The following is a 19079-nucleotide window of genomic DNA, read 5'->3' as shown; positions in this document are numbered from 1 at the left end:
TGCTCGGGGCTCAGCCCGCGGCGATTTCCCGGTCCACCAAGTCCCGACCGTGAAGATACTCCACCAGGTCGGCCGTGAGTTTCCCCGTGGCATCCATCCGCGGCACCTTGTTCTGCCCGCCGAGCTTCCCTCGATCGCGCATCCAGGATTCGAAGGATCCCGGCCTGGCCACCAGGAGCGCCGGGAGCGGCAGGCCGACTTTCTCGGCACGATGGGCGAGGTAGTCGGCGTTGCGCCTCGAGAGGTCCGCGTCGAGCCGTCGCCGGAACTCGACGGGATCGGGCCCGGCCCCCTGGAACTCGACCACGTATTGATGGAAACCGGGGGTCCCCCGGAAGACCGGTCCGACGTGCCAGTCGCCGACGGCCGTCTTGCAGGCCAGCGACGCGGTGGCGATCGCGCCCTCGACCTCCTCATTGATGAGGTGCTCGCCGAAGGCCGAGAGCGTGTATCGCGTCCGACCTGTGAAGGTGATCAGGGGTGGATCGACCGACTCGAATCGCAGCGTGTCGCCGATGACGTGGCCCCACAGCCCCGCACAGGTCGTCACGACGATTGCGTAGTTGACCCCGGGCTGCACGTCGCCCAGCCAGTGCCGCACCGGCGAGGGCGAATCGAGCTCCTCGACCGGGACGAACTCATAGAAGATCCCGTGATCGAGGGCCAGGCGGAGGTGGCCCGTGGCCGGGTCGCCGAAGGCCACGAAGCCCTCGGAGCAGGCGTAGGCGTCCTGGAGCCGGATATCCGGCCTGCCCAGGATCCGCCGGAACGACTCGGCGTACGGGTCGAACTTCACGCCCCCGTGGACGACCAGCTCCAGGTCGGGCCATATCTCGCCGATCGTCGACTTGCCGCCGATCTTGAGGACGCGGCGGAAGAGCATGAGCAGCCAGCTCGGCACGCCGCCGACGAGAGTGATCCGCTCGCGGACGCTCCGCTCCGCCAGCCGCGAGAGCTTCCGGTCCCAGTCGGATTCCAGGGCGAGATCGAGCGGCGGGTACGTGTAGGCCCGCGCGGCCGGCTCGACCTCGAGCGCGGCGATCCCGCTCAGGTCCCCCTGGCGGACCCCCGGCGCGGGCTCCTCGAGCTTCGTCGTCCCGCCCAGGAAGAACATCCGGCCGCGGAAGAGTCGCGAGGATCCGCGGGCCGCGACGTGGAAGGCCAGCATCGTCTCCGCGGCCCGGCGGTTCGAGGCGACCATCGCGCGCGAGACCGGGATGTACTTCGTCGCTCCCTGCGTCGTGCCGCTGGTGAGGGCGAAATAGGGGATGCGGCCCGGCCAGGTCAGGTCTTCGAGGACCGGGTAGCGGTCCCGGAGATAGTCGTTCCAGAGCGCCTCATAGGTCCGCAAGGGGACGGCCGCGCGATAGGCGGCGATGCCGTCGATTCGGCGGAATTCGTGGTCGCGGCCGAAGCGGGTGTCGCGGCCGACACGGACCAGATCGCGGAGCGTTCGTTCCTGGACCCGCGCCACTCGAAGCGAGGCGACCGCGGCCGCCCGACGCCGCGAGCGGCGATTGAAGCCGGCATTCACGAGCCAGCGGACCGGCCCGGAGCCCATCAAGGACGAGAGCCGTGCCGGCGGGACGTCGGCAGTCGAGGTAATCGCCATCGTCGATCAATTCACGGGTTTGACGCCGCGGCAGAAGTAGGCCCCCGCGGGCGGCAGGTTTCGCGGCTCGAGCACGAAGCGGACGTCCTGGAAGTAGCGGCGGTAGAATCTCCAATACGCCCAGGGGATCTCCGTGATCTGATTGTAGCTGCCCTCGCCCGTCAGGACCTTGCCGACGACCCGGAAGAGCGATTTCGTCAGCTCGGTCGGGAACGAGGGGACCGGTAAGCCGGAGACGATCGAATCGACCCGGGCGAGCCCCCGATCGTCGAGGATCGCCGCCAGGTCCCGGACGTCCCCCTCGACCACCTCCAGGCCGGGGCGATCCGCGAACCGCTCCCGGAGGAGCCGGGCGAAGTCCGGGTCGCGCTCCAGGACGACCAGGCGGCATGACTCCGGGGCCCGCTCGGCGAGGACCCGCGTGATCGGTCCGGTGCCGGCACCCAGCTCCACCACGACCCGGGCGGCGGCCCAGTCGATGTTCCCGACGGTCAGTCGCGCCAGCCAGCGACTGCTCGGCGCCAGGCTGGCAATGGCCGTCCCATGGCGGAGGAACTTGCCGAGGAAGAGGCTGAAGTCGCTCATGAGAGGCCGGCTCGAGCGTACGCCACGTCCTGCCCCGCCCGATCCGACCGGGCCAGGTATCGACGCGGGTCGAGGTCCGGCGGGATCGCCCCCAGCCGCTCCCGGAGGAAGCGATCGACGAGCTGGTTGACCAGCCCGGCCCTCTCGATCTGCGGGGCATGGCCGCAGCTCGGGATGACGACCTGCCGGACCTGCGGCATTCCGGAGGCCGCGCGAATCGCCCCAGGGACATCCGAGAGGACCCGGTCCTCCGCGCCCCAGATCACCAGCGTCGGCTGCGTGATGGTCGGCAAGAGGTGGGAGACCGAGTGCCCCACCGTCCCGCGGAGCGTCCGAAGGACTCCCCGCTTCCAGGCCCGGTCCTGGAACTTCCGCTCGAAGGCGCGGACCAGGTCTTCCGAGGCGAACCGGCCGCTGTGGAAGACCGACTTGACCAGCGTGTCGTACCGGCTCCGCCGCACGCCCTCCATGGTGGGGAGGCTCTCATCCCCGTGGAAGCCGGACGGGCAGATCAGGACCATCCTCGCCACCCGCTCGGGGTGGCGACTTGCGTAGGTCAAGATCACCTGACAGCCCAGGCTCGAGCCCACCAGGTGGTAGGGAGCCCGCTGGACGAACTCGTCCAGGAATCCGCCGAGCCGGTCGGCCAGGTAGTCCACCGTGATCTCGCCCCCCGCGTCGATCTGGCGATGGAGAGCCTCGCCGTCATAGACGAGGATCTCCGGGACCTTGAGATCGAAGTTCCGGCTCAGATGGCGGCGATTGGCGAACCAGCTCTCGGGCTGCTCGGCCAGGCCGTTGACCAGGATCAGCGGCGGGCGACGCTTGTAACTGCCGAGGAGGCGGGCCAGGTCGAACCAATCGCGGACGTTCGTGCGCATGATGGGCGGGGGCTCCCCGTGCCTTTCGTAGACTGGACGAGCCGCGTTCTGCCGTCGCCGGGACGGTATTCGGAAGAGGGCGTCGCACCCCTCGGCCGTCGCGTCCCGACATTACCATGAAGGCGTCGAAGGGCCAACCACCGGTCCCGCGAGTTCATCGTAACTTCACGGGCAGTAAGGCCATCGGCTGTTTGCGCCGATTTCGTCGAAGTTTCACGAGATCCTTGACGAGGCAGCCAATCGGCCTAAATGATGAGAATCCAAGGGACGTCGAGGGGCTCGGGGACATAGCGAGAGGGGTCACCATGAAGGTCTTCATCACGGGGGGCTCGGGCCTGATCGGCCGGGGGCTCGCCGCGCAGCTCCTGGAGGCTGGGCATCAGCCAATCATCCTCTCCCGCCATTCCAACGAGGTCCGGCGGCGACGCGAGTACCGCGCCTATCGTGTGATCCAGGGAGATCCGTGCGCGGCCGGTGACTGGCAATCGGAGGTGGACGGCTGCGACGTGGTCGTCAACCTCGCGGGCCATAACCTGTTCCAGGATCGCTGGAACGCCGCCGTGAAGGCACGAATTCGGGACAGTCGGGTGCGGGGGACCGACCACCTCGTGGAGGCGATCCGGATCGCCCGGACCCGACCGCAGGCGCTCGTCCAGGCCTCGGCGATCGGCTATTACGGCCCGCGAGGCGACGAGGAGCTGACCGAGCCAGCTCCCTCGGGCACCGACTTCCTCGCGGTCGTTTGCCGCGAGTGGGAGCACGCCTCGGACCCGGTGGAGGACCTTGGCGTCCGCCGGGCGATCATCCGCATCGGGGTCGTCCTGGCGGCTTCCGGGGGCGCCCTGGCGGTGATGAAGCCGATCTTCAAGGCCCTCCCCGGGACGCCGATCGGCAGCGCCGGCCAGCTCGGACCGGCGACCGGCCAGCAGTGGATGAGCTGGATCCACGTGGATGACATCGTCGGCCTGTTCAAGCTGGCGGTGGAGAATCCGCAGGCGACGGGCCCGATCAACGGCACGGCGCCCGAGCCGGTGCGGAATGCTGACTTCTCGCGGGCGCTTTCAAACCTGCTCTGGAAGCCATATGCCCCCTGGCGGTTCTTCTTCCCCTACGGCCCCCCCGACGCCGTCCTCCGGCTCCTGCTGGGCGAGGTCGCCTCGGTCGTGGCGTCCGGGCAGAAAGTGCTCCCGAAGAGGGCACTGGAGCTGGGATACCGGTACAAGCACCCGGACCTCGCCGAGGCGCTGAAGGACGTCCTGACGGAGCGCACGATCGCGACGACGGCCGAGCACAAGCCGCTGCCGGAAGCCTCCAGGTCCCATGCACATCATTGAAGCGGAGCGGACGGGACCGCCTGCTACTTCAGGAGGCGACCAACGCCCACGCCCGCCCCGAACGCCGCCGCCAGCGTCGCCACGATCCCGAGCAGGAGCACCGCCGGCCTGCGCTCGGCCAGCCGAGAAATCGGGACGAACCAGGCGGGAAGGCTCCGCGATGGCGTCCCGAGCGGGACCGAAACGCCGACGGGGGAGACGTCGATCGCCACGAGAGGCGCCGGAATCGCCTCGGCCGGCGGAGGGGCCTGACGACGGGGAGCCTCCGCGACGGCACTCGCCGACGCTCCCTTCGAGGGCTGGGGCGGATCGCTCCGCTTCCGGGGCCGGATCACGGCCTGGAGGGCCTCGGCGGCATCCGCGGCCGAAGGGAACCGATCCTGGGGCTTGAGGGCCAGCATCCGGTCGAGCACCTTGGTGGCACTCGAGGGGAAATCGGGCAGATGGTCGCTGATGGGTACGGCCTTGGAGTTGATCCTCCGGCCCAGGCGGTCGATCGGATTATCGCCCGGGAAGGCGAGCTTGCCGGTCATGAGGTGATACATCGCGCAGCCGAGGCTGAAGACGTCGCTCCGGCCGTCGACGTCGCGACCCAGGGCCTGTTCGGGCGACATGTAGTCGACCGTCCCCACGGCGATCCCGTCCGCCGTGGCGAAGGTCGCGCTGTCGTCGGCTTCCATCAGGACGCCGAGTCCCAGGTCCAGGATCTTCACGCGGCGATCCTCGGTGACCAGGATGTTGGAGGGCTTGATGTCGCGGTGGACCATCCCCTGGCCGTGGGCGTGCGCCAGGCCGAGCGCCGCCTGGGCGGCGTAATCGAACATCTCTGGCGCCGGGATGCGGCCCTGGCGGAGCCGCTCTCCCAGGCTCTGGCCGGGGACGTATTCCATCACGATGTAGAGGACCTTGTTGATCTGATCGGCGTCGAAGGCGCGGACGACGTTGGGGTGGTCGAGACGGCCGACGAGCTTCATCTCGCGCTGGAACCGGGCGACCACCTTCTCATTCGAGGCGATCTCCGGCGCGATGATCTTGAGGGCGACGACCCGGTCCATCATCTGATGGTGCGCCTTGTAGACGCGCCCCATCGATCCCGAGCCGATGCGATCGAGGATGATGTACCGGCCGACGAGCAGGCCGTGAGGCTTGCCGGCGAGGAATCGCCGGGCCTGGTACTGGGTCAGATACCCATCCTTCATCAGCCGGTCGGCGAGGGCCACGGGATCGGTCGGATACTCGCCCCGGACGAACCGAGTTCGAATCTCGTCGAGCAGTCGCTCGGGCAGGACGCCGGAGGTGCGGACGACCGAGAGGAGGTCGGCGGGGGGGCTCTCCCTGGACTTCGGCCGGTCGGATGTCGCCATCGATTGCCCCTCCGCCGGTCGGCGACGTCGCGGATCGCCCCGGAATCCACCCGCGTCCTGGCACGCCGGCTTCTCGACGGCGAGTCCCCGAGAAGAGAATACCGGCCATCCTAGCAAAGGTGACGCCCCACCTCAATTCGTCCGGATGTGCCCAATCCGTCGCCCCCCAACGCGGTTGCGCCCGCGGCTCGCGATCGAGCACCGCCATCCCCTTGCGATGGGGGCGACCTGGAAGTCAGGATGGAGTCCTCGGCGGAGCGACCGGATCGGCCGAGCTGAAGTGACCGGAAAGGACGCAGAGATGGCGACGCCGCACGACCCCCAGCAACTCCTCCGCCAGTTCTCGAAGAACCACGAGTTCTTCGTCGGCATCGACAGCGACGGCTGTGCCTTCGATACGATGGAAGTGAAGCACAAGGAGTGCTTCATCCCGAATATCATCCGGTCCTATAACCTGGCCGCCGTCTCCAAGTATGCCCGCGAGGCGGCCGAGTTCGTGAACCTGTATTCCCGGTGGCGGGGGATCAACCGCTTCCCGGCCCTGACGATGACGTTCGACCTGCTGCTGTCGCGGCCCGAGGTCCTAAGGCGGCGGCATCCGATCCCGGACCTGGCGGGAGTCCGCGACTGGATCGGCCGGGAGACGAAGCTCGCCAACCCGACCCTCAAGGCCGAGGTCGCCGCCACCGGCGACGCCGACCTCGCCGCGGCGCTCGCCTGGAGCGAGTCCGTCAATCGGACCATCGGCGAGATCGTCCACGACGTCCCCCCCTTCCCCTTCGTCCGCGAGTCGCTCGAGACCCTCAAGGGCAAGGCCGACGTCATGGTCGTCTCCGCGACCCCGGGCGAAGCCCTGGAACGCGAGTGGGACGAGCACGGCCTGAGGCCCTTCGTCGGCCTGATCGCCGGCCAGGAGCTCGGCAGCAAGAAGGAACACCTCGCGCTGGCCGCGGTCGGCCGCTATGAGCCGCACCACATCCTCATGGTCGGGGACGCGCCGGGCGACATGAGCGCCGCCACGGCCAACGGCGTCCTCTTCTACCCGATCGATCCCGGCTTCGAGGACGAATCCTGGCAGCGGTTCTTCGAGGAGGCCCTGCCCAAGTTCCTGAACGAGGACTACGCCGGCGCGTACATGGACAGGCAGGTCGCCCGGTTCCAGTCCCTGCTCCCCGAGACGCCCCCGTGGAAGCCGCGTTGACGGTGCGACCCGGGATCCCACGCCAAAGAGGACCGAGAGAACCATGGCCGCTCGGAACGTCGTCGTCGCCCAGTCGGGCGGCCCCACCTGCGTCATCAACAACTCGCTCCGCGGGATCGTCGAGAGCTGTCGGAGCCGGCCGTCCCACTTCGGCCGCGTCTACGCCGGGCACTTCGGCATCGAGGGCATCCTCAAGGAGGAGCTGCTGGATCTCTCCGCCACACCGGCCGAGGAGATCTCGCTGCTGCGTACCTCGCCGGCCGCGGGCGGGATCGGGACCTGCCGCTACAAGCTCAAGCAGGGGCAAGATCAGGACTTCGAGCGCGTCGTCGAGGTCTTCCGGGCCCACGACGTCGGCTACTTCTTCTACATCGGCGGCAATGATTCACAGGACACCGCCCACAAGGTGAGCCGGCTGGCGCAGGAGCGGGGCCTCGACCTGGTCGCGACCGGAGTCCCCAAGACCATCGACAACGACCTGGGCGACGGCGAGTTCAAGCTCCTGGATCACTCCCCCGGGTACGGCTCGGTCGCCCGCTACTACGCCCACTACGTCCGCCAGGCCAACGAGGAGAACTCCGGCTCCGCTCCGGCCGATCCCGTGCTGGTGATCCAGGCCATGGGCCGCAAGATCGGCTTCATCCCGGCCGCGGCCCGGCTCGCCGATCCCGAGCGGGCCATGCCCATCCAGATCTACCTGACCGAGTCCGGCCTGACGCTCCCCCAGCTCGGCGAGAACGTGCTCCGGCAGCTCGAGACCGACGGCCGCTGCATCGTGGTCGTCAGCGAGGGCTTCGACGTCGGCGAGCTCGGGACCATCCGCGACAACTTCGGCCACGTCCAGTTCAGCTCCAGCCAGCAGACCGTGGCGCAGATCGTCGTGAACTACCTGAACACGCTGAAGTTCCCCGTCCCGGGCAAGGCACGCGGCCAGGTGCCGGGGACCGACCAGCGGAACGCGATCGCCTACGCCAGCGTGGTCGACCTGGACGAGGCCCACGCCGTCGGCTGCCATGCGGTCGAGATCGCCCTCAAGGAGGGCAACGGCTGGATGGCGACGCTCCTCCGCGATCGCGGCCGGGCCGGCTACAGCGTCCACCTGGACAAGGTCCCGCTGGCCACCGTGGCGAACTCCGAGAGGTACTTCCCGAAGGAGTGGATCGCCCCCTCGCGGATCGACGTCACCGACGAGTTCCTCGACTACGCACGGCCTCTGATCGGCGAGGACTGGGTCAGCGTCCCCACCGTCGCGGGCCTGCCCCGATTCGCGCGGATCTCCCGCGTCTTCGCGGAACGGAAACTGCCTTCGTACATCCCCCAGACCTACCGCAAGAGCTGAATGAACCTCAGGAAACCCCAGGGATCACACGCCATGAGCACGACGAACGGAACCGCGGATATTGGCCTGGTCGGTCTGGCCGTGATGGGGGAAAACCTCGTCCTCAACATGGCCAATCACGGCTTCACCGTCGCCGTGTTCAACCGCACGACGTCCAAGGTGGACGACTTCGTCGCCGGCCGGGCCAAGGGCAAGACGATCATCGGGACTCACGACGTCAAGGAGCTGGTCGCGGCGCTCAAGAAGCCGCGGAAGATCATGATGATGGTCAAGGCCGGTTCGCCGGTCGACCAGGTCATCGACGAGCTGGTCCCGCTGCTGGAGCCTGGCGACATCCTGATCGACGGCGGGAACTCGCACTTTCCCGACTCCACCCGCCGGACCCGGGCGCTCAAGGAGAAGGGGATCAGGTTCATCGGCACCGGGGTCTCCGGCGGAGAGGAAGGCGCGCTCAAGGGCCCGTCGATCATGCCCGGCGGCGACCCCGAGGCGTGGCCTTACGTGAAGCCGATCTTCCAGGCCATCGCCGCCAAGGTGGCCGACGGCACCCCCTGCTGCGACTGGGTCGGTCCGGAGGGCGCGGGGCATTTCGTGAAGATGGTCCACAACGGCATCGAATACGGCGACATGCAGCTCATCTGCGAGGCGTACGACGTCATGCGGACGATGCTCAACCTCGAACCGGACGCGATGCACGACGTCTTCGCGAGGTGGAACAAGGGGCCCCTCGACAGCTACCTGATCGAGATCACCGCGGACATCCTCGGCTACAAGGACCCGGAATCGGGCAAGCCGATGGTCGACCTGATCCTGGACACGGCCGGCCAGAAGGGGACCGGAAAGTGGACCGTGATCTCGGCGTGCGACCTGGGCGTCCCCCTGACGCTCATCGCCGAGGCCGTCTTCGCCCGCACCCTGTCCGCCCAGAAGGACGAGCGCGTGGCCGCATCCAAGGTCCTCAAGAGTCACACGCCCCCCTTCAAGGGGAACCTCCAGACGATGGTCGACGACCTGGAGCGGGCGCTCTACGCCAGCAAGATCATCTCCTACGCCCAGGGCTTCTCCCTGATGCGTGCCATGGCCGTCGAGTCGAAGTGGGAGATCAACAACGGCGCCGTCGCCCTGATGTGGCGCGGCGGCTGCATCATCCGGAGCGCGTTCCTGGGGAAGATCAAGGAGGCCTTCGACAAGGACCCGCACCTCGCGAACCTGCTCCTCGATCCCTACTTCCGCGACGAGATCACCCGGGCACAGGAGGGCTGGCGCCGCGTCTGCGCGGCGGCGATCACCCACGGCATCCCCCTGCCCGCCATGACCTCCGCCCTCAGCTATTTCGACGGCTATCGGAGCGCCCGGCTCCCCGCCAACCTCCTCCAGGCCCAGCGCGACTACTTCGGCGCCCACACCTACGAGCGAGTGGACCAGCCGCGGGGTAAGTTCTTCCACACCAACTGGACCGGCCGGGGAGGCGACGTGACGTCGACGTCGTACAACGTCTGAGCCCGCGTCGATCCCGATGCGAGCCCGTCCGCCCCGGTCGCTCATCCGAGTCCTGTCCAGGCCGCCACGCCCCTTGAGGGACGTGGCTTTTTTAATTCCCTTACTGGAAAGGACTTGCGCGGACAACGGGCCGTTCGCGACGCGACATTGCCGGGTTGTCGACTATAATAGTAAGGCAGAGAAGGTCGATGAGTCGGCTGAACCCACCCCACTCTCCCTCCCTTGCCGAGCGGTCGCCCGACCGCGCTGGATTCATCCACGTTACCGAAAAGCGGGAACCTGCGAAGAGATCGCAGGTCCATGGTCATGTCGCAGGGCCTGCTCCCTCAATCCGTCCCCCTCCATTCGTTGCCTCTCGCCCCGCCGGCTCGCGGCGGCGGAGAACGGCCCTCGGCGCGTCCGGAGTCTCCGGCAGGCGTCGTTAGCCGGCCCGTCGACGGCGAGGAGGTCGACGGGTTCGATATCCTCAGCATCCACGGCACGGGCCAGTTTGCCGCGCCGGCGGAGACGGAGACCGCGCCCGCGGGGCCGGATGCCGAGTCGGAGGAGTTCTGGACTCCGCTGCTGGACAAGACGATCGCCAACTACCAGATCCTCTCCGAGGTCGGGCGAGGGGCCATGGGCCGGGTCTATCGGGCCCGGCACCTCGGCCTGGGGCGGGTCAGCGCGCTCAAGATCATGAGCCCGCGGGTGATGGCTCGGCACTCGACGCAGCGCGGCCAGTTCTGGGCCGAGGCGCGTGCCGCGGCCAACCTCATCCACCCCAACGTGGTGATGATCCACAATCTCGGCACGGCGCGGGGCTACTACTTCATCGAGATGGAGTACATCGAGGGCGCGATCAGCCTCCGGGAGTGCCTGATCCATAACGGACCGTTCCGGCCGGTGAGGGCCGCCCGACTGGTCCGTCAGGTGGCGCTGGCCCTGGACGCGGCCCATCGGTCGGGGATCATCCACCGCGACGTCAAGCCGGCGAACGTGCTGCTGACGCCCGATGGGCAGGCCAAGCTCGCGGACTTCGGCCTGGCGCAGAGCCTCGTCGGGCTGGCGACCGACCGCGTGGCCGGCACCCCGACGTTCATGGCGCCGGAGCTCTTCCGCGGGGAGACGGGGAGTCGGCAATCGGACATTTATGCGGTCGGCGTGATGCTCCATTACCTGGTCTCCGGCCTGCTGCCGTTCGCATCCGGGAACATCCGCTCGCTCATCCGTCTCCATCAGACGCAGCCCGTGCCCGACCTCCGGTCGGTCGTGCCCGGGATGCCGGAGCCGCTGATCGCCGTCATCGAGCGCTGCCTGGCGAAGTCCCCGGCAAGCCGCCACGGTTCGGCCCAGGAGCTCGCGGAGGAGCTCCGCCGCGTGATCCAGCACCTGCGCGACACGGAGGCCCTCATCCGGGAGAGCATGCAGGACATCGATTGCTTCGTGCAGGGGAGTCGGGAGAGCTTCCGGATCGTCCTCCCGCAGAGTCAGGGCGAGCGCCTTCAGGAGGTCCTCGTCGAGGTCAACGACGGCAGTCGGGGGGAACGATTCCTGACGGTCTTCTCGGTCTGCGGGCCGGCCGAACCACGCCACTACGGCGCCGCGCTGGCCTTGAATGCCAGGCTGACATACGGCAGTCTGTCGATTCGCCACGTGCTCGGCTCGCCCATGTTCGTGATGTCGCGGACCTTCTCGAGAGACCAGGTCCGTTCCTCCGAGCTTCGTGACGCGATCCTCGAGATCGGCCGCAAGTCGGACCAGATCGAGCAGCAGCTCACCCGGCTCGACGCCTATTGACCACCCGGATTGGCACCGCGATGCCCGAGACCCAGGACTACCCCTCCGCGAGCCTCGGCCTGGCGACCGGGCTCTTCATGATCGCCCTGTTCCTGGGCCTGCGCGAGTGGTATGAGCGCCGGGCCCGCGAGGAGGACCGCTCGCAAGAGGATCGCGCCCACTTCGCCCGCCAGGACCTCCGCCGCGGGCTGGGGATCGGCCTGGTCGCCTCGGTCGCGGTCCTGGTCGTCGTCGGGGCGATCCTGGAGTGGACGCCGCATCGCCGCCCCAGCGTGCTCTTCCCGATCGTGTGGATCGTCATCATGGGGCTCATGGTCTCCCTGCTGGTGCTCGCCCTGGTGGACCTGGCCGCCACCCGGGACTACGCCCGCCGGCATCGCCGCCGGATCGTCCACGAGTCGATCGATTCGATCCGCCGCGAGGCGCGGCGGAAACGCGAGGACGCACACGACGACGACAAGTCCGACCCCCTCTGATCGGTTCGAGGGTGTCGCGCCGGCGACTCATTTCTCGACCCCCAGCAGGCGGCGGAGCCTCTCGAACGAGGCCCTCTCCTCGGCCTTGGCCGGATGATGCTCGCCGAGGAGCCCGGGGTTCCGCGTCTCCCGGATGCGGATCACGAGGGCTCTCAGGGACTCGTTGGACTCGAGCAGGGAGGCCAGTGCTTCCGCCTCGGCGCGGCCCTTGACGGCGACGCGCCCCAGGACGAGGCGCTGGGAAGCCTCATCAATCTCCAGGCTCCGTGCCCTCATCGAGAGGCCCGAGGGATACAGGTCGTCCCCGGAGAATCGCCAGGAGGCCCGCGCCGGGCCGTCCGCCTTGCCGTTGGTCTCGACGATCTCTCCCGGGAGCTGGATCCGGAAGGCGAATCGGACGGTGGAGGCGCCGGATGGTGCGAAGGGGATGACGGAATGGTAGAGGCCCGTCATCCGGACCATCGGGCCGAGGAGCCCTTTCAGGTCGTCCTGATGGGTCTTGAAGTACTCCTCGGCGCGCGCGGTGTATGGCGACCCCGGTCCCGGTGCGAGGATTGCGTCGACCTCCGACGGGGTCAGGCGGGAACCGTCGCGATGGCGGACGCCCAGGACGAGCCGGTGCCTCTGGTATTCCCGGACGCGCCGGCTCGCCTCGTCGGAATCCACGACGGATCCCTTGGCGTCGAGCAGGTCCAGCCCGACCGCGCGAGCCGTCCTGGCAAATTCGACCGTCGCCGCCTTCTCAGCCAGGTGGCGAGAGTTGATTTCAAAATAGATCAATGCGGCCTTCTCGAGGAGCAGCCGCCCGTCGCGGCGAAGGTAATCGTGCAGGCCGCTGACATCGAAGTCGACGCCGTAGACGCGATCGATGCACTCGTCGAGCATCGGCAGGCCGCGATCCAGCAGCTCGTCGCGCGCCCGGATGAAGTCGGCGCGATTCACGATGTTCGTGACCGACTCCTCCCACCGGTGCTCGACAACGAATCCGAGGTCGCGCCTGCCATAGGCCCTCTTGAAGACGCTCGACGGCCCCCCCGGAAGTTCCGGGGCCGACCGTTCATAGTGGTCGGGAATCGCGGCGACGCTCGGGAACACTCCCACGGCCCTGAAGTACTTCCTCTCCGGGTGGGGGGCGACATCCCGCAGGGCCGGCGGGACAACCACGGCTTCAATACCAGTCCACCTCGCCGCCCAGTCCGGAGACTTCGCCGCGGCGGGCAGCAGTTCTCCCTCGGGCTGCCAGATCGTCCGAGTGCAGCTCCCGTCGGGCTGGACCGTGGTCTCGACCTGGACCAGGAGCGGCGCCCCGCATCCCCCGCAGGCGAGGGTCCCCGCAAGGAAGGCCATCATCGCGGAACCGCGAGAAGACCTCATGGAAGCCTCCTTCGTGAAGGACATCTGGCAACCGGCCTCGAACGTCCGCTCGGGGCAATTCTAGCGGCGGGCTGCATGGGTTCACAATCGGCGCGAGGGGCCTGTGTCCCCCTTGCCGCGCCCCCCATTTGGGGGCATACTCGCGCCATGCGGGCCACGCCGACCTGCCCGCGATCTGGCCTTCGATGCGGGAGGCCCCTTGCCAGAGGATTTCACGATGGCAGAATCAACCGATCGACGCCGTTTCATGAGTTCGGCCGTTCTCGGGGCCGCGGCCACGGGGGCCTTCGTCAGCCTCGAGGAGAAATCGCTCCAGGCCGCGCAGGAGGGCGAGCCGCGAGGCCAGGCCCACCACGCCCCCTATCGCGGAGAATCGCTCCCCTGCGGCAAGCTCGGCAAGCTGTCGGTCAGCCGCCTGGTGATGGGCGGCAACCTTTTCGGCGGCTGGGCTCACAGCCGAGACTTACTGTACGTCTCACGCCTGCTGCGAGAATACAACACGGACACGCGGATCCTGGACACCCTGGAGCAGGCGGAACAGTCCGGCGTCAACATGATCCAGGTCGATCCGGCCTGCGTCGAGCACATCGTCCGCTATCGCAAGGAGCGGGGCGGGAAGATGCAGATGCTGGTCTGCATCAACGCGGATCCGCTGGACGCGACCAAGGTCAAGGAACAGGTCAAGCAGCTCGTCGATCTGGGCGTCGAGGCCCTGTATGGGCACGGCGAGCGGACCGACCACATGACGATGAACAACCAGGTCGATGCCATCGGCCGGATGACCGAGATCATCAAGGCGGCCGGCGTCCCGGCCGGCGTGGGCAGCCACTCCCTCCAGACGCCGATCGCCTGCGAGAAGAACGGCATCGGCAACGAGTTCTACGTCAAGACATTCCACCCGGACAACTACTGGTCGGCCACCCCCGCGGAGAAGCGCGAGGAATGGTGCTGGTACACCGGCAGCAGCGACGCCCACGACCGATATCACGACAACATCTTCGACCTCCATCCGGACCAGACCGAGGCGTTCATGAAGGGGGTCAAGAAACCCTGGTTCGCCTTCAAGGTCATGGCCGCCGGGGCCATCCCCGCCCAGGTCGGGATCAACCATGCCTTCCAGCACGGCGCCGATTTCGTCGTCGCGGGCATGTTCGACTTCCAGCTCGCCGGCAACGTGGAGATCGCCGTCAAGGCCCTCAAGCGATCGAAGAACCGCGCGCGGCCCTGGTGCGCCTGAACGACCGGAGGGCGGGCGAGCGATCGGACCGATCGCGCGGCCGCCCTCGTCCGCAAGCCGGCCGCTGGCTCAACGGGACGCCCTGACGGGCATCGGGCGATTCCTGGGCCAATGCGGCCGGTGGTTGATCCCTCGTGGCTGAGGGATCGGGCGCGTCGAGCCGGTCCGGCGCCACCATTTGGCGGAAAGCTGATGGAGACGGTAGGCGGCCGCCGCCGCCACCAGCCCACTGACCGGTGCGACCAGCCCGGCGCGTTCGCTCTCGATCCGCCCCGAATGCAGCTCCGCCTTCGGCGTCCCCGGACCGGCAACCTTCAGCGCATGACCGAGGTCCCCCGCGCCTCGGGCGGCGGCTCGATTCTCCCCCACGCCTCCGATGTCCGCCGCTCCGGAGGACCTCGGGAAGACCCAGCTCAGGAGCGTATCGGCGATCTCGGCGAGCCGATCTGCGCGACGGATCGCGCGGTCATCGGCGTCCGCGGTGACACGGATCACGGCCGAATCCGCGGGCGCAGGATCGCGGTCGGCGCCCGACCCTCGGTCCGCCACCGGCCCATCCTCCGAGGCCTCTGACTCGTCCGAATCGTCGGGATCGGCCGGCCCGTCGTAGGGATAGCTCGCACGGTTTTCACGCGTGACGGCTCGGTTCCCCTGGACGACGAATCCCGAGGCCGCCGAGAGCCCCACACCCGGCTGGGACTGGCCCGGGATCCCCGGCCGCCCCATGAGGTTGGAATCGAGGCTCATGGAGAGACTGCCCGCGAAGACCGCGGCCCCGTCCTGCTGATGGACGCTCGACGCCAGGAGGATTCGCGAACTGGCGCCCCCCTGCCCCGCCACGTCCGGCTCGACCGTGTTGACTCCCCGGTTCAGGGACTGCGGGGCCGTCGGCGCCGTGGTCCATGGCGTCACGGTGGCCAGGGTGGGAGGATTGGCGGCCGAGAGCCCACCGTCCGCGGTCCCGGTGATCCTGAGCGAGAGGGCCGAGGTCTGCCCGATCCCGTTATTGACGAGCGATTCCGGGGACAGAGGAAGTCCGTTGATCTGCCAGTCGATCGAAGCGGCCTCACCGCCGACGGCCTGGAACGTGAAGAGATAAACCCCGGGCCGGAGGAAGACGAAGGACATACCGGTCTCCGGATCGATCGCGACGTCCTCCGGGGTACCCCCTTCTCCTCCCTTCGTAATCCGGACCTCGCCGCCATTCACCACCGCCGCGATCGAGTAGAGATCGGCGACGGGGATCACGACCCTCAGGGTCCGCGACTGGCCGGCCGGAACCTGCAAGCCGGTCGAAAGGCCATGGCCCGACGGCCAGGCGACGCCCAGGTCGCCCGCCCCGGCCGGAGTCGACCTCGAGGCCACGGTCCAGGTTGCCAGGCTCCCCGCGGGAAGGCCCGCGGCGACCGGCCTCTCCCCCGTGAGATCGACGAGCCCACCTTCCGGATCGACGAGGGTGTAAGACCCCGCGGGCAGGCGCTCACCGAAGGCGAAGGTGACCTGGCTGAGCGGCTCGTTGTAGCCGATCGCGACCAGGGGCCACTTCCGCCCCGCGGAGTCGACCACGACGAGCGGCCTATCGGTCAGCAGGCTGTGAGGATCGATGGGACCCGAGAAGGCAACCGTCAGGGTCGTCGGGCTGGGGTCCAGCGAGTCCTCCCAGTGGAGGCTCCACCCGGTCACTCGGGTCGGAGAATCCGTGGGGTCGGCGACCACATCCAGGCGGAAATCGCCGCCAGGCTGGGCCATCCCCCTGATGCCGAGGGATCCCTCGATGGGATCGTAGCCCCCGTCCGTCCCCGGCAGGTTTCCCGCGCCGGAGATGCCGATGTAGTACGTCCCGGCTCCGAGGCCCGCGAAGAGATAGGGGTCATTGGTGGCGATCGGACGTCCCGTGCCAATGTCCCGAGTCGCGAGGACGTTCCCCGCGGAATCGAAGAGCGAGAGCGCGGGGAGGAGCCGGCTGCCGATCGACTGCGCATCGACCTGGACGCCAAGCCGCCACGAATGTCCCGGGGCCAGGGTCACCTTGTAGAGCTTGACGTTCGGCAAGGCCGTCAGGTCGAGCGAGTCGGACAGCGACACGACCTGGCTGCCGATGGTCCCCATGTCGGTCGCATCGTCGAGCGTGGCCCCCTGCGTCGCGACCGTGAAGTCGGAGAGGATCTGGTCCGAGGAATCGTCCCAGAGCCCCCCGCTGAAGATCATGGACTCCAGCGATCCGCCCGCCAGGACGATCCTGTAACGGCCCGCCGGGAGGGGAGAATCGAGCGCGATGGTCGCCGTCGTCCCGCTGGGATCGAAGGTCGCGGGGGGCATCTCGCCGATCCCGAAGTACGGAGCGGCGGACCCGTCCGGCGCCACGACATCGAGCCGGATGTCGCCGTCGGTCCAGAGATAGTCGATCGTGTCCGGGAAGCTGACCCGGATCTCGCTCGCCGGCGCGGTGAGGCGGGAATGGTCCGCCGGGCTGGCGATCAGGGACGTGGCGGCGACGGATGACGCCTCGAGATCGCCCTCGGCGCCGGAGCCGTCGCCGTCCGCCCCGCTCGCCCCGGCGGCGTGGGCCGGCCATGGGGCGGTGAGGATGGACGTCGCCGAGAGGAGATGGCGATATTCGAGTCGCTCCGCGGCCATGCCGGACAGGACCTTCATGGATCGACGGGATCGCGCTGGGATCATTGCGGCACCATGAAAGAGGAGCGGCGATTTCTTCGTTCGAGCCATGGCCGCCGGATCGTGCCGACCCGGCGGCCAACCATCGGTAGGACTTCAGGCGAGCTCAACGCGGGGCGGTGATCAGGCATCGGCCCAATCGATCAGGCCGCGGCCCTTCCAGGCCGCGATCGCGGCGTCGAACGCGTGCGACACCCGACGGCCGGCGGAGTGGACGATCGGCAACGAGGGGGTCGATGCCCGGTCGGTTCGTCCCACCTTTGCGACGGCATGGGCGGTCCAGAAGCCGGGATCGATCGCCGAGGTGGAGACAGCGGTCTGGCCGGCAATCGCGGACGGGACGGCGGCCGGATGTGTCACCGCCCGCATCCTGACACCGGCCGTGGAAACCTCCAGGGCGTCGCCGTAGGAGGTGAAGTTGCCGATGCTGACGAGATCATGCCCCTCGCTCTCGCTGCCTCCCCCCTGCGACGCGGCCCAGGCTACGGTCGTGTTCGGCGGGGCGATCGGCGACTGGGCCTGGGAGCCGAAGTTGACCAGCAGGCCGTAGCCGCCGAAGGGATTCCCGGCCGTGTTGCCGGAGACGCGGACATAGTACGTCGTCCCGGCCCTCACTCCGCTCAGCGAGACGCTCACCGTCGCGCCGTAATCCGAGGAAGTCGCGCTCCCGAGGAGGGCCATCGATGTCGAGAGCACCTGGAGCTTCGGGCTGAAGATGCTGAGATTCGTGGACTGCACCGTGGTCACGAATGTCCCGGTCGTGTTCGCCGGGACGGTGACGGCGAACCACTCCGACTGCCCCGTCTTGGTGATCGACAGGTTCGGGATGGCGGCCTGTGCCGTGGTGGAATTGAGATATCCGCTGATGTTCGGAGCCGACGTATAGACCCCGTTGCTCTGCCCATTCGAGTTGAAGATGTCGGTCTTTCCGGAACCCCAGATGGACTGGATGCCATTGATGTCGTCGGTCGTGAGCGACTGCTTGAAGCCGTTGAAGTACGCGTACATGCAGGCCGTGGTGATCGCGGAATGGTCGAGCCCCAGCGCGTGGCCGAATTCGTGGATCGCCACCGTCTCCAGGTCGTAATTGGTGTTGATCCCCCAGTTCGAGGTGGAGTTGAAGATGAGATCTCCCGCCTCGCTGCCGCCATTAACCGGTGGTGGGGTCAGGCAGATCGCGAGCGTCCCCGAGGACTGTGGTACGGCGCTGATGCGGATGTCGCCGAACCGAGAGTCCCCCTGCTGATTGCCGTAGGCCCCCAGGGTGCTGCCGTCATCGCCGACCTGGCAGAGGTTGATCCCCGCCACGGCCTGCCAGACGGCGGCGGCCTTCTGGAACTGGAGCTGCCAGGTCGCCGTGGGATACTTGGCATTGAGCGTCGCGTAGAGCGAGCTCGAGTAGCCGCCGATGTTGGCCCCATCGGGCACGAAGCTATACGTGATCCTGCTCGCATAAACCCACTGGGCTCCCAGCGTCGAGTAGAGCACGAGCCGATCTTCAAGGCCTTCAATCCGGGGTCGAGAGCATCGCCTGGGCGGAACCGCCCGTTTGGTGAGACGAGACGTGAATCGCTGACTGAGCATCATCTGGCTCCAGAGACTCAAGGACGTGTCGAGGGACAGGCAGCAACCACGGCAGCCGAAACGCCCGGCCTCTACGGGCTCAGCGGGGCCGCGATTGCCTGGCAAGGCCTCCTGCTTCGCCAGACATCCTTAAGAAA

At 68.1% G+C, this 19079-nt stretch carries 14 protein-coding genes; 7 read left to right on the top strand and 7 right to left on the bottom strand.

From position 1 onward, the window contains the following. Positions 1 to 10: 10 nt before the first annotated feature. From olsH to olsI, 3 genes are read right to left on the bottom strand one after another with little or no spacing between them, the layout of a single operon-like run. Positions 11 to 1612 carry a lyso-ornithine lipid synthetase OlsH gene (gene olsH, locus G6O54_RS23040; protein ID WP_165228479.1) on the bottom strand — a complete coding sequence of 534 codons (1602 nt, stop codon included), beginning with the start codon at positions 1610 to 1612 and terminating at the stop codon, positions 11 to 13. 6 nt (positions 1613 to 1618) lie between these two features. Continuing rightward, positions 1619 to 2197 (bottom strand): ornithine lipid N-methyltransferase, encoded by a 579-nt coding sequence (gene olsG, locus G6O54_RS23035; protein ID WP_165228477.1) that lies wholly within the window; start codon positions 2195 to 2197, stop codon positions 1619 to 1621. Beyond that, positions 2194 to 3078: an ornithine lipid biosynthesis O-acyltransferase OlsI gene (gene olsI / locus G6O54_RS23030; RefSeq protein WP_165228475.1), complete on the bottom strand. Its 885-nt coding sequence runs from the start codon at positions 3076 to 3078 to the stop codon at positions 2194 to 2196. Before olsI ends, olsG begins: the two co-directional genes overlap by 4 nt. A gap of 305 nt (positions 3079 to 3383) precedes the next feature. Between olsI and G6O54_RS23025 the strand changes: the two genes are divergently transcribed. Next, positions 3384 to 4412, top strand: a complete 1029-nt coding sequence (locus G6O54_RS23025; protein WP_165228473.1) for a TIGR01777 family oxidoreductase — start codon at positions 3384 to 3386, stop codon at positions 4410 to 4412. 23 nt (positions 4413 to 4435) lie between these two features. On the opposite strand, the gene G6O54_RS23020 is transcribed toward G6O54_RS23025, so the two are convergent. Next, positions 4436 to 5776, bottom strand: a complete 1341-nt coding sequence (locus tag G6O54_RS23020; protein ID WP_165228471.1) for a serine/threonine-protein kinase — start codon at positions 5774 to 5776, stop codon at positions 4436 to 4438. 301 nt (positions 5777 to 6077) lie between these two features. Here G6O54_RS23020 and G6O54_RS23015 point away from each other — a divergent pair, with 301 nt between their 5' ends. The 5 genes from G6O54_RS23015 to G6O54_RS22995 all read left to right on the top strand — a co-directional run bounded on the left by G6O54_RS23015 (position 6078) and on the right by G6O54_RS22995 (position 12071). Continuing rightward, positions 6078 to 6977, top strand: a complete 900-nt coding sequence (locus G6O54_RS23015; protein ID WP_165228469.1) for an HAD family hydrolase — start codon at positions 6078 to 6080, stop codon at positions 6975 to 6977. A 43-nt stretch (positions 6978 to 7020) separates the two neighbouring features. After that, positions 7021 to 8316, top strand: a complete 1296-nt coding sequence (locus tag G6O54_RS23010; RefSeq protein ID WP_165228467.1) for a diphosphate--fructose-6-phosphate 1-phosphotransferase — start codon at positions 7021 to 7023, stop codon at positions 8314 to 8316. 33 nt (positions 8317 to 8349) lie between these two features. Next, positions 8350 to 9816, top strand: coding sequence for a decarboxylating NADP(+)-dependent phosphogluconate dehydrogenase (gene gnd, locus G6O54_RS23005; RefSeq protein ID WP_165228465.1), 1467 nt, complete (start codon positions 8350 to 8352; stop codon positions 9814 to 9816). A gap of 300 nt (positions 9817 to 10116) precedes the next feature. Continuing rightward, positions 10117 to 11595, top strand: a complete 1479-nt coding sequence (locus G6O54_RS23000) for a serine/threonine-protein kinase (RefSeq protein WP_165228463.1) — start codon at positions 10117 to 10119, stop codon at positions 11593 to 11595. Positions 11596 to 11615: 20 nt separating this feature from the next. Then, positions 11616 to 12071 carry a hypothetical protein gene (locus G6O54_RS22995; protein ID WP_165228461.1) on the top strand — a complete coding sequence of 152 codons (456 nt, stop codon included), beginning with the start codon at positions 11616 to 11618 and terminating at the stop codon, positions 12069 to 12071. A 27-nt stretch (positions 12072 to 12098) separates the two neighbouring features. Here the strand turns inward: G6O54_RS22995 and G6O54_RS22990 are convergent, their stop codons facing one another. Then, positions 12099 to 13445: a hypothetical protein gene (locus tag G6O54_RS22990; RefSeq protein WP_165228459.1), complete on the bottom strand. Its 1347-nt coding sequence runs from the start codon at positions 13443 to 13445 to the stop codon at positions 12099 to 12101. 247 nt (positions 13446 to 13692) lie between these two features. Between G6O54_RS22990 and G6O54_RS22985 the strand changes: the two genes are divergently transcribed. Beyond that, positions 13693 to 14682, top strand: a complete 990-nt coding sequence (locus G6O54_RS22985) for a hypothetical protein (RefSeq protein ID WP_165228457.1) — start codon at positions 13693 to 13695, stop codon at positions 14680 to 14682. Positions 14683 to 14751: 69 nt separating this feature from the next. On the opposite strand, the gene G6O54_RS22980 is transcribed toward G6O54_RS22985, so the two are convergent. Further along, on the bottom strand, positions 14752 to 17337 hold the full coding sequence (locus tag G6O54_RS22980) for a copper resistance protein CopC (RefSeq protein ID WP_165228455.1): 2586 nt from the start codon (positions 17335 to 17337) through the stop codon (positions 14752 to 14754). A 144-nt stretch (positions 17338 to 17481) separates the two neighbouring features. Continuing rightward, on the bottom strand, positions 17482 to 18846 hold the full coding sequence (locus G6O54_RS22975; RefSeq protein WP_165228453.1) for a matrixin family metalloprotease: 1365 nt from the start codon (positions 18844 to 18846) through the stop codon (positions 17482 to 17484). Positions 18847 to 19079: the final 233 nt, after the last annotated feature.

Source organism: Aquisphaera insulae (assembly GCF_011064615.1).
Taxonomy (GTDB): Bacteria; Planctomycetota; Planctomycetia; order Isosphaerales; family Isosphaeraceae; genus Aquisphaera; species Aquisphaera insulae.
Note: the sequence above shows the minus strand (reverse complement) of the source record. Positions and strands in the feature narration are given on the sequence as shown.

Bases quoted from the DNA above. Each gene is read 5' to 3' on its own strand.
- olsH (WP_165228479.1), bottom strand. From the start codon at position 1,612: ATGGCGATTACCTCGACTGCCGACGTCCCGCCGGCACGGCTCTCGTCC.
- olsG (WP_165228477.1), bottom strand. From the start codon at position 2,197: ATGAGCGACTTCAGCCTCTTCCTCGGCAAGTTCCTCCGCCATGGGACG.
- olsI (WP_165228475.1), bottom strand. From the start codon at position 3,078: ATGCGCACGAACGTCCGCGATTGGTTCGACCTGGCCCGCCTCCTCGGC.
- G6O54_RS23025 (WP_165228473.1), top strand. From the start codon at position 3,384: ATGAAGGTCTTCATCACGGGGGGCTCGGGCCTGATCGGCCGGGGGCTC.
- G6O54_RS23020 (WP_165228471.1), bottom strand. From the start codon at position 5,776: ATGGCGACATCCGACCGGCCGAAGTCCAGGGAGAGCCCCCCCGCCGAC.
- G6O54_RS23015 (WP_165228469.1), top strand. From the start codon at position 6,078: ATGGCGACGCCGCACGACCCCCAGCAACTCCTCCGCCAGTTCTCGAAG.
- G6O54_RS23010 (WP_165228467.1), top strand. From the start codon at position 7,021: ATGGCCGCTCGGAACGTCGTCGTCGCCCAGTCGGGCGGCCCCACCTGC.
- gnd (WP_165228465.1), top strand. From the start codon at position 8,350: ATGAGCACGACGAACGGAACCGCGGATATTGGCCTGGTCGGTCTGGCC.
- G6O54_RS23000 (WP_165228463.1), top strand. From the start codon at position 10,117: ATGGTCATGTCGCAGGGCCTGCTCCCTCAATCCGTCCCCCTCCATTCG.
- G6O54_RS22995 (WP_165228461.1), top strand. From the start codon at position 11,616: ATGCCCGAGACCCAGGACTACCCCTCCGCGAGCCTCGGCCTGGCGACC.
- G6O54_RS22990 (WP_165228459.1), bottom strand. From the start codon at position 13,445: ATGAGGTCTTCTCGCGGTTCCGCGATGATGGCCTTCCTTGCGGGGACC.
- G6O54_RS22985 (WP_165228457.1), top strand. From the start codon at position 13,693: ATGAGTTCGGCCGTTCTCGGGGCCGCGGCCACGGGGGCCTTCGTCAGC.
- G6O54_RS22980 (WP_165228455.1), bottom strand. From the start codon at position 17,337: ATGAAGGTCCTGTCCGGCATGGCCGCGGAGCGACTCGAATATCGCCAT.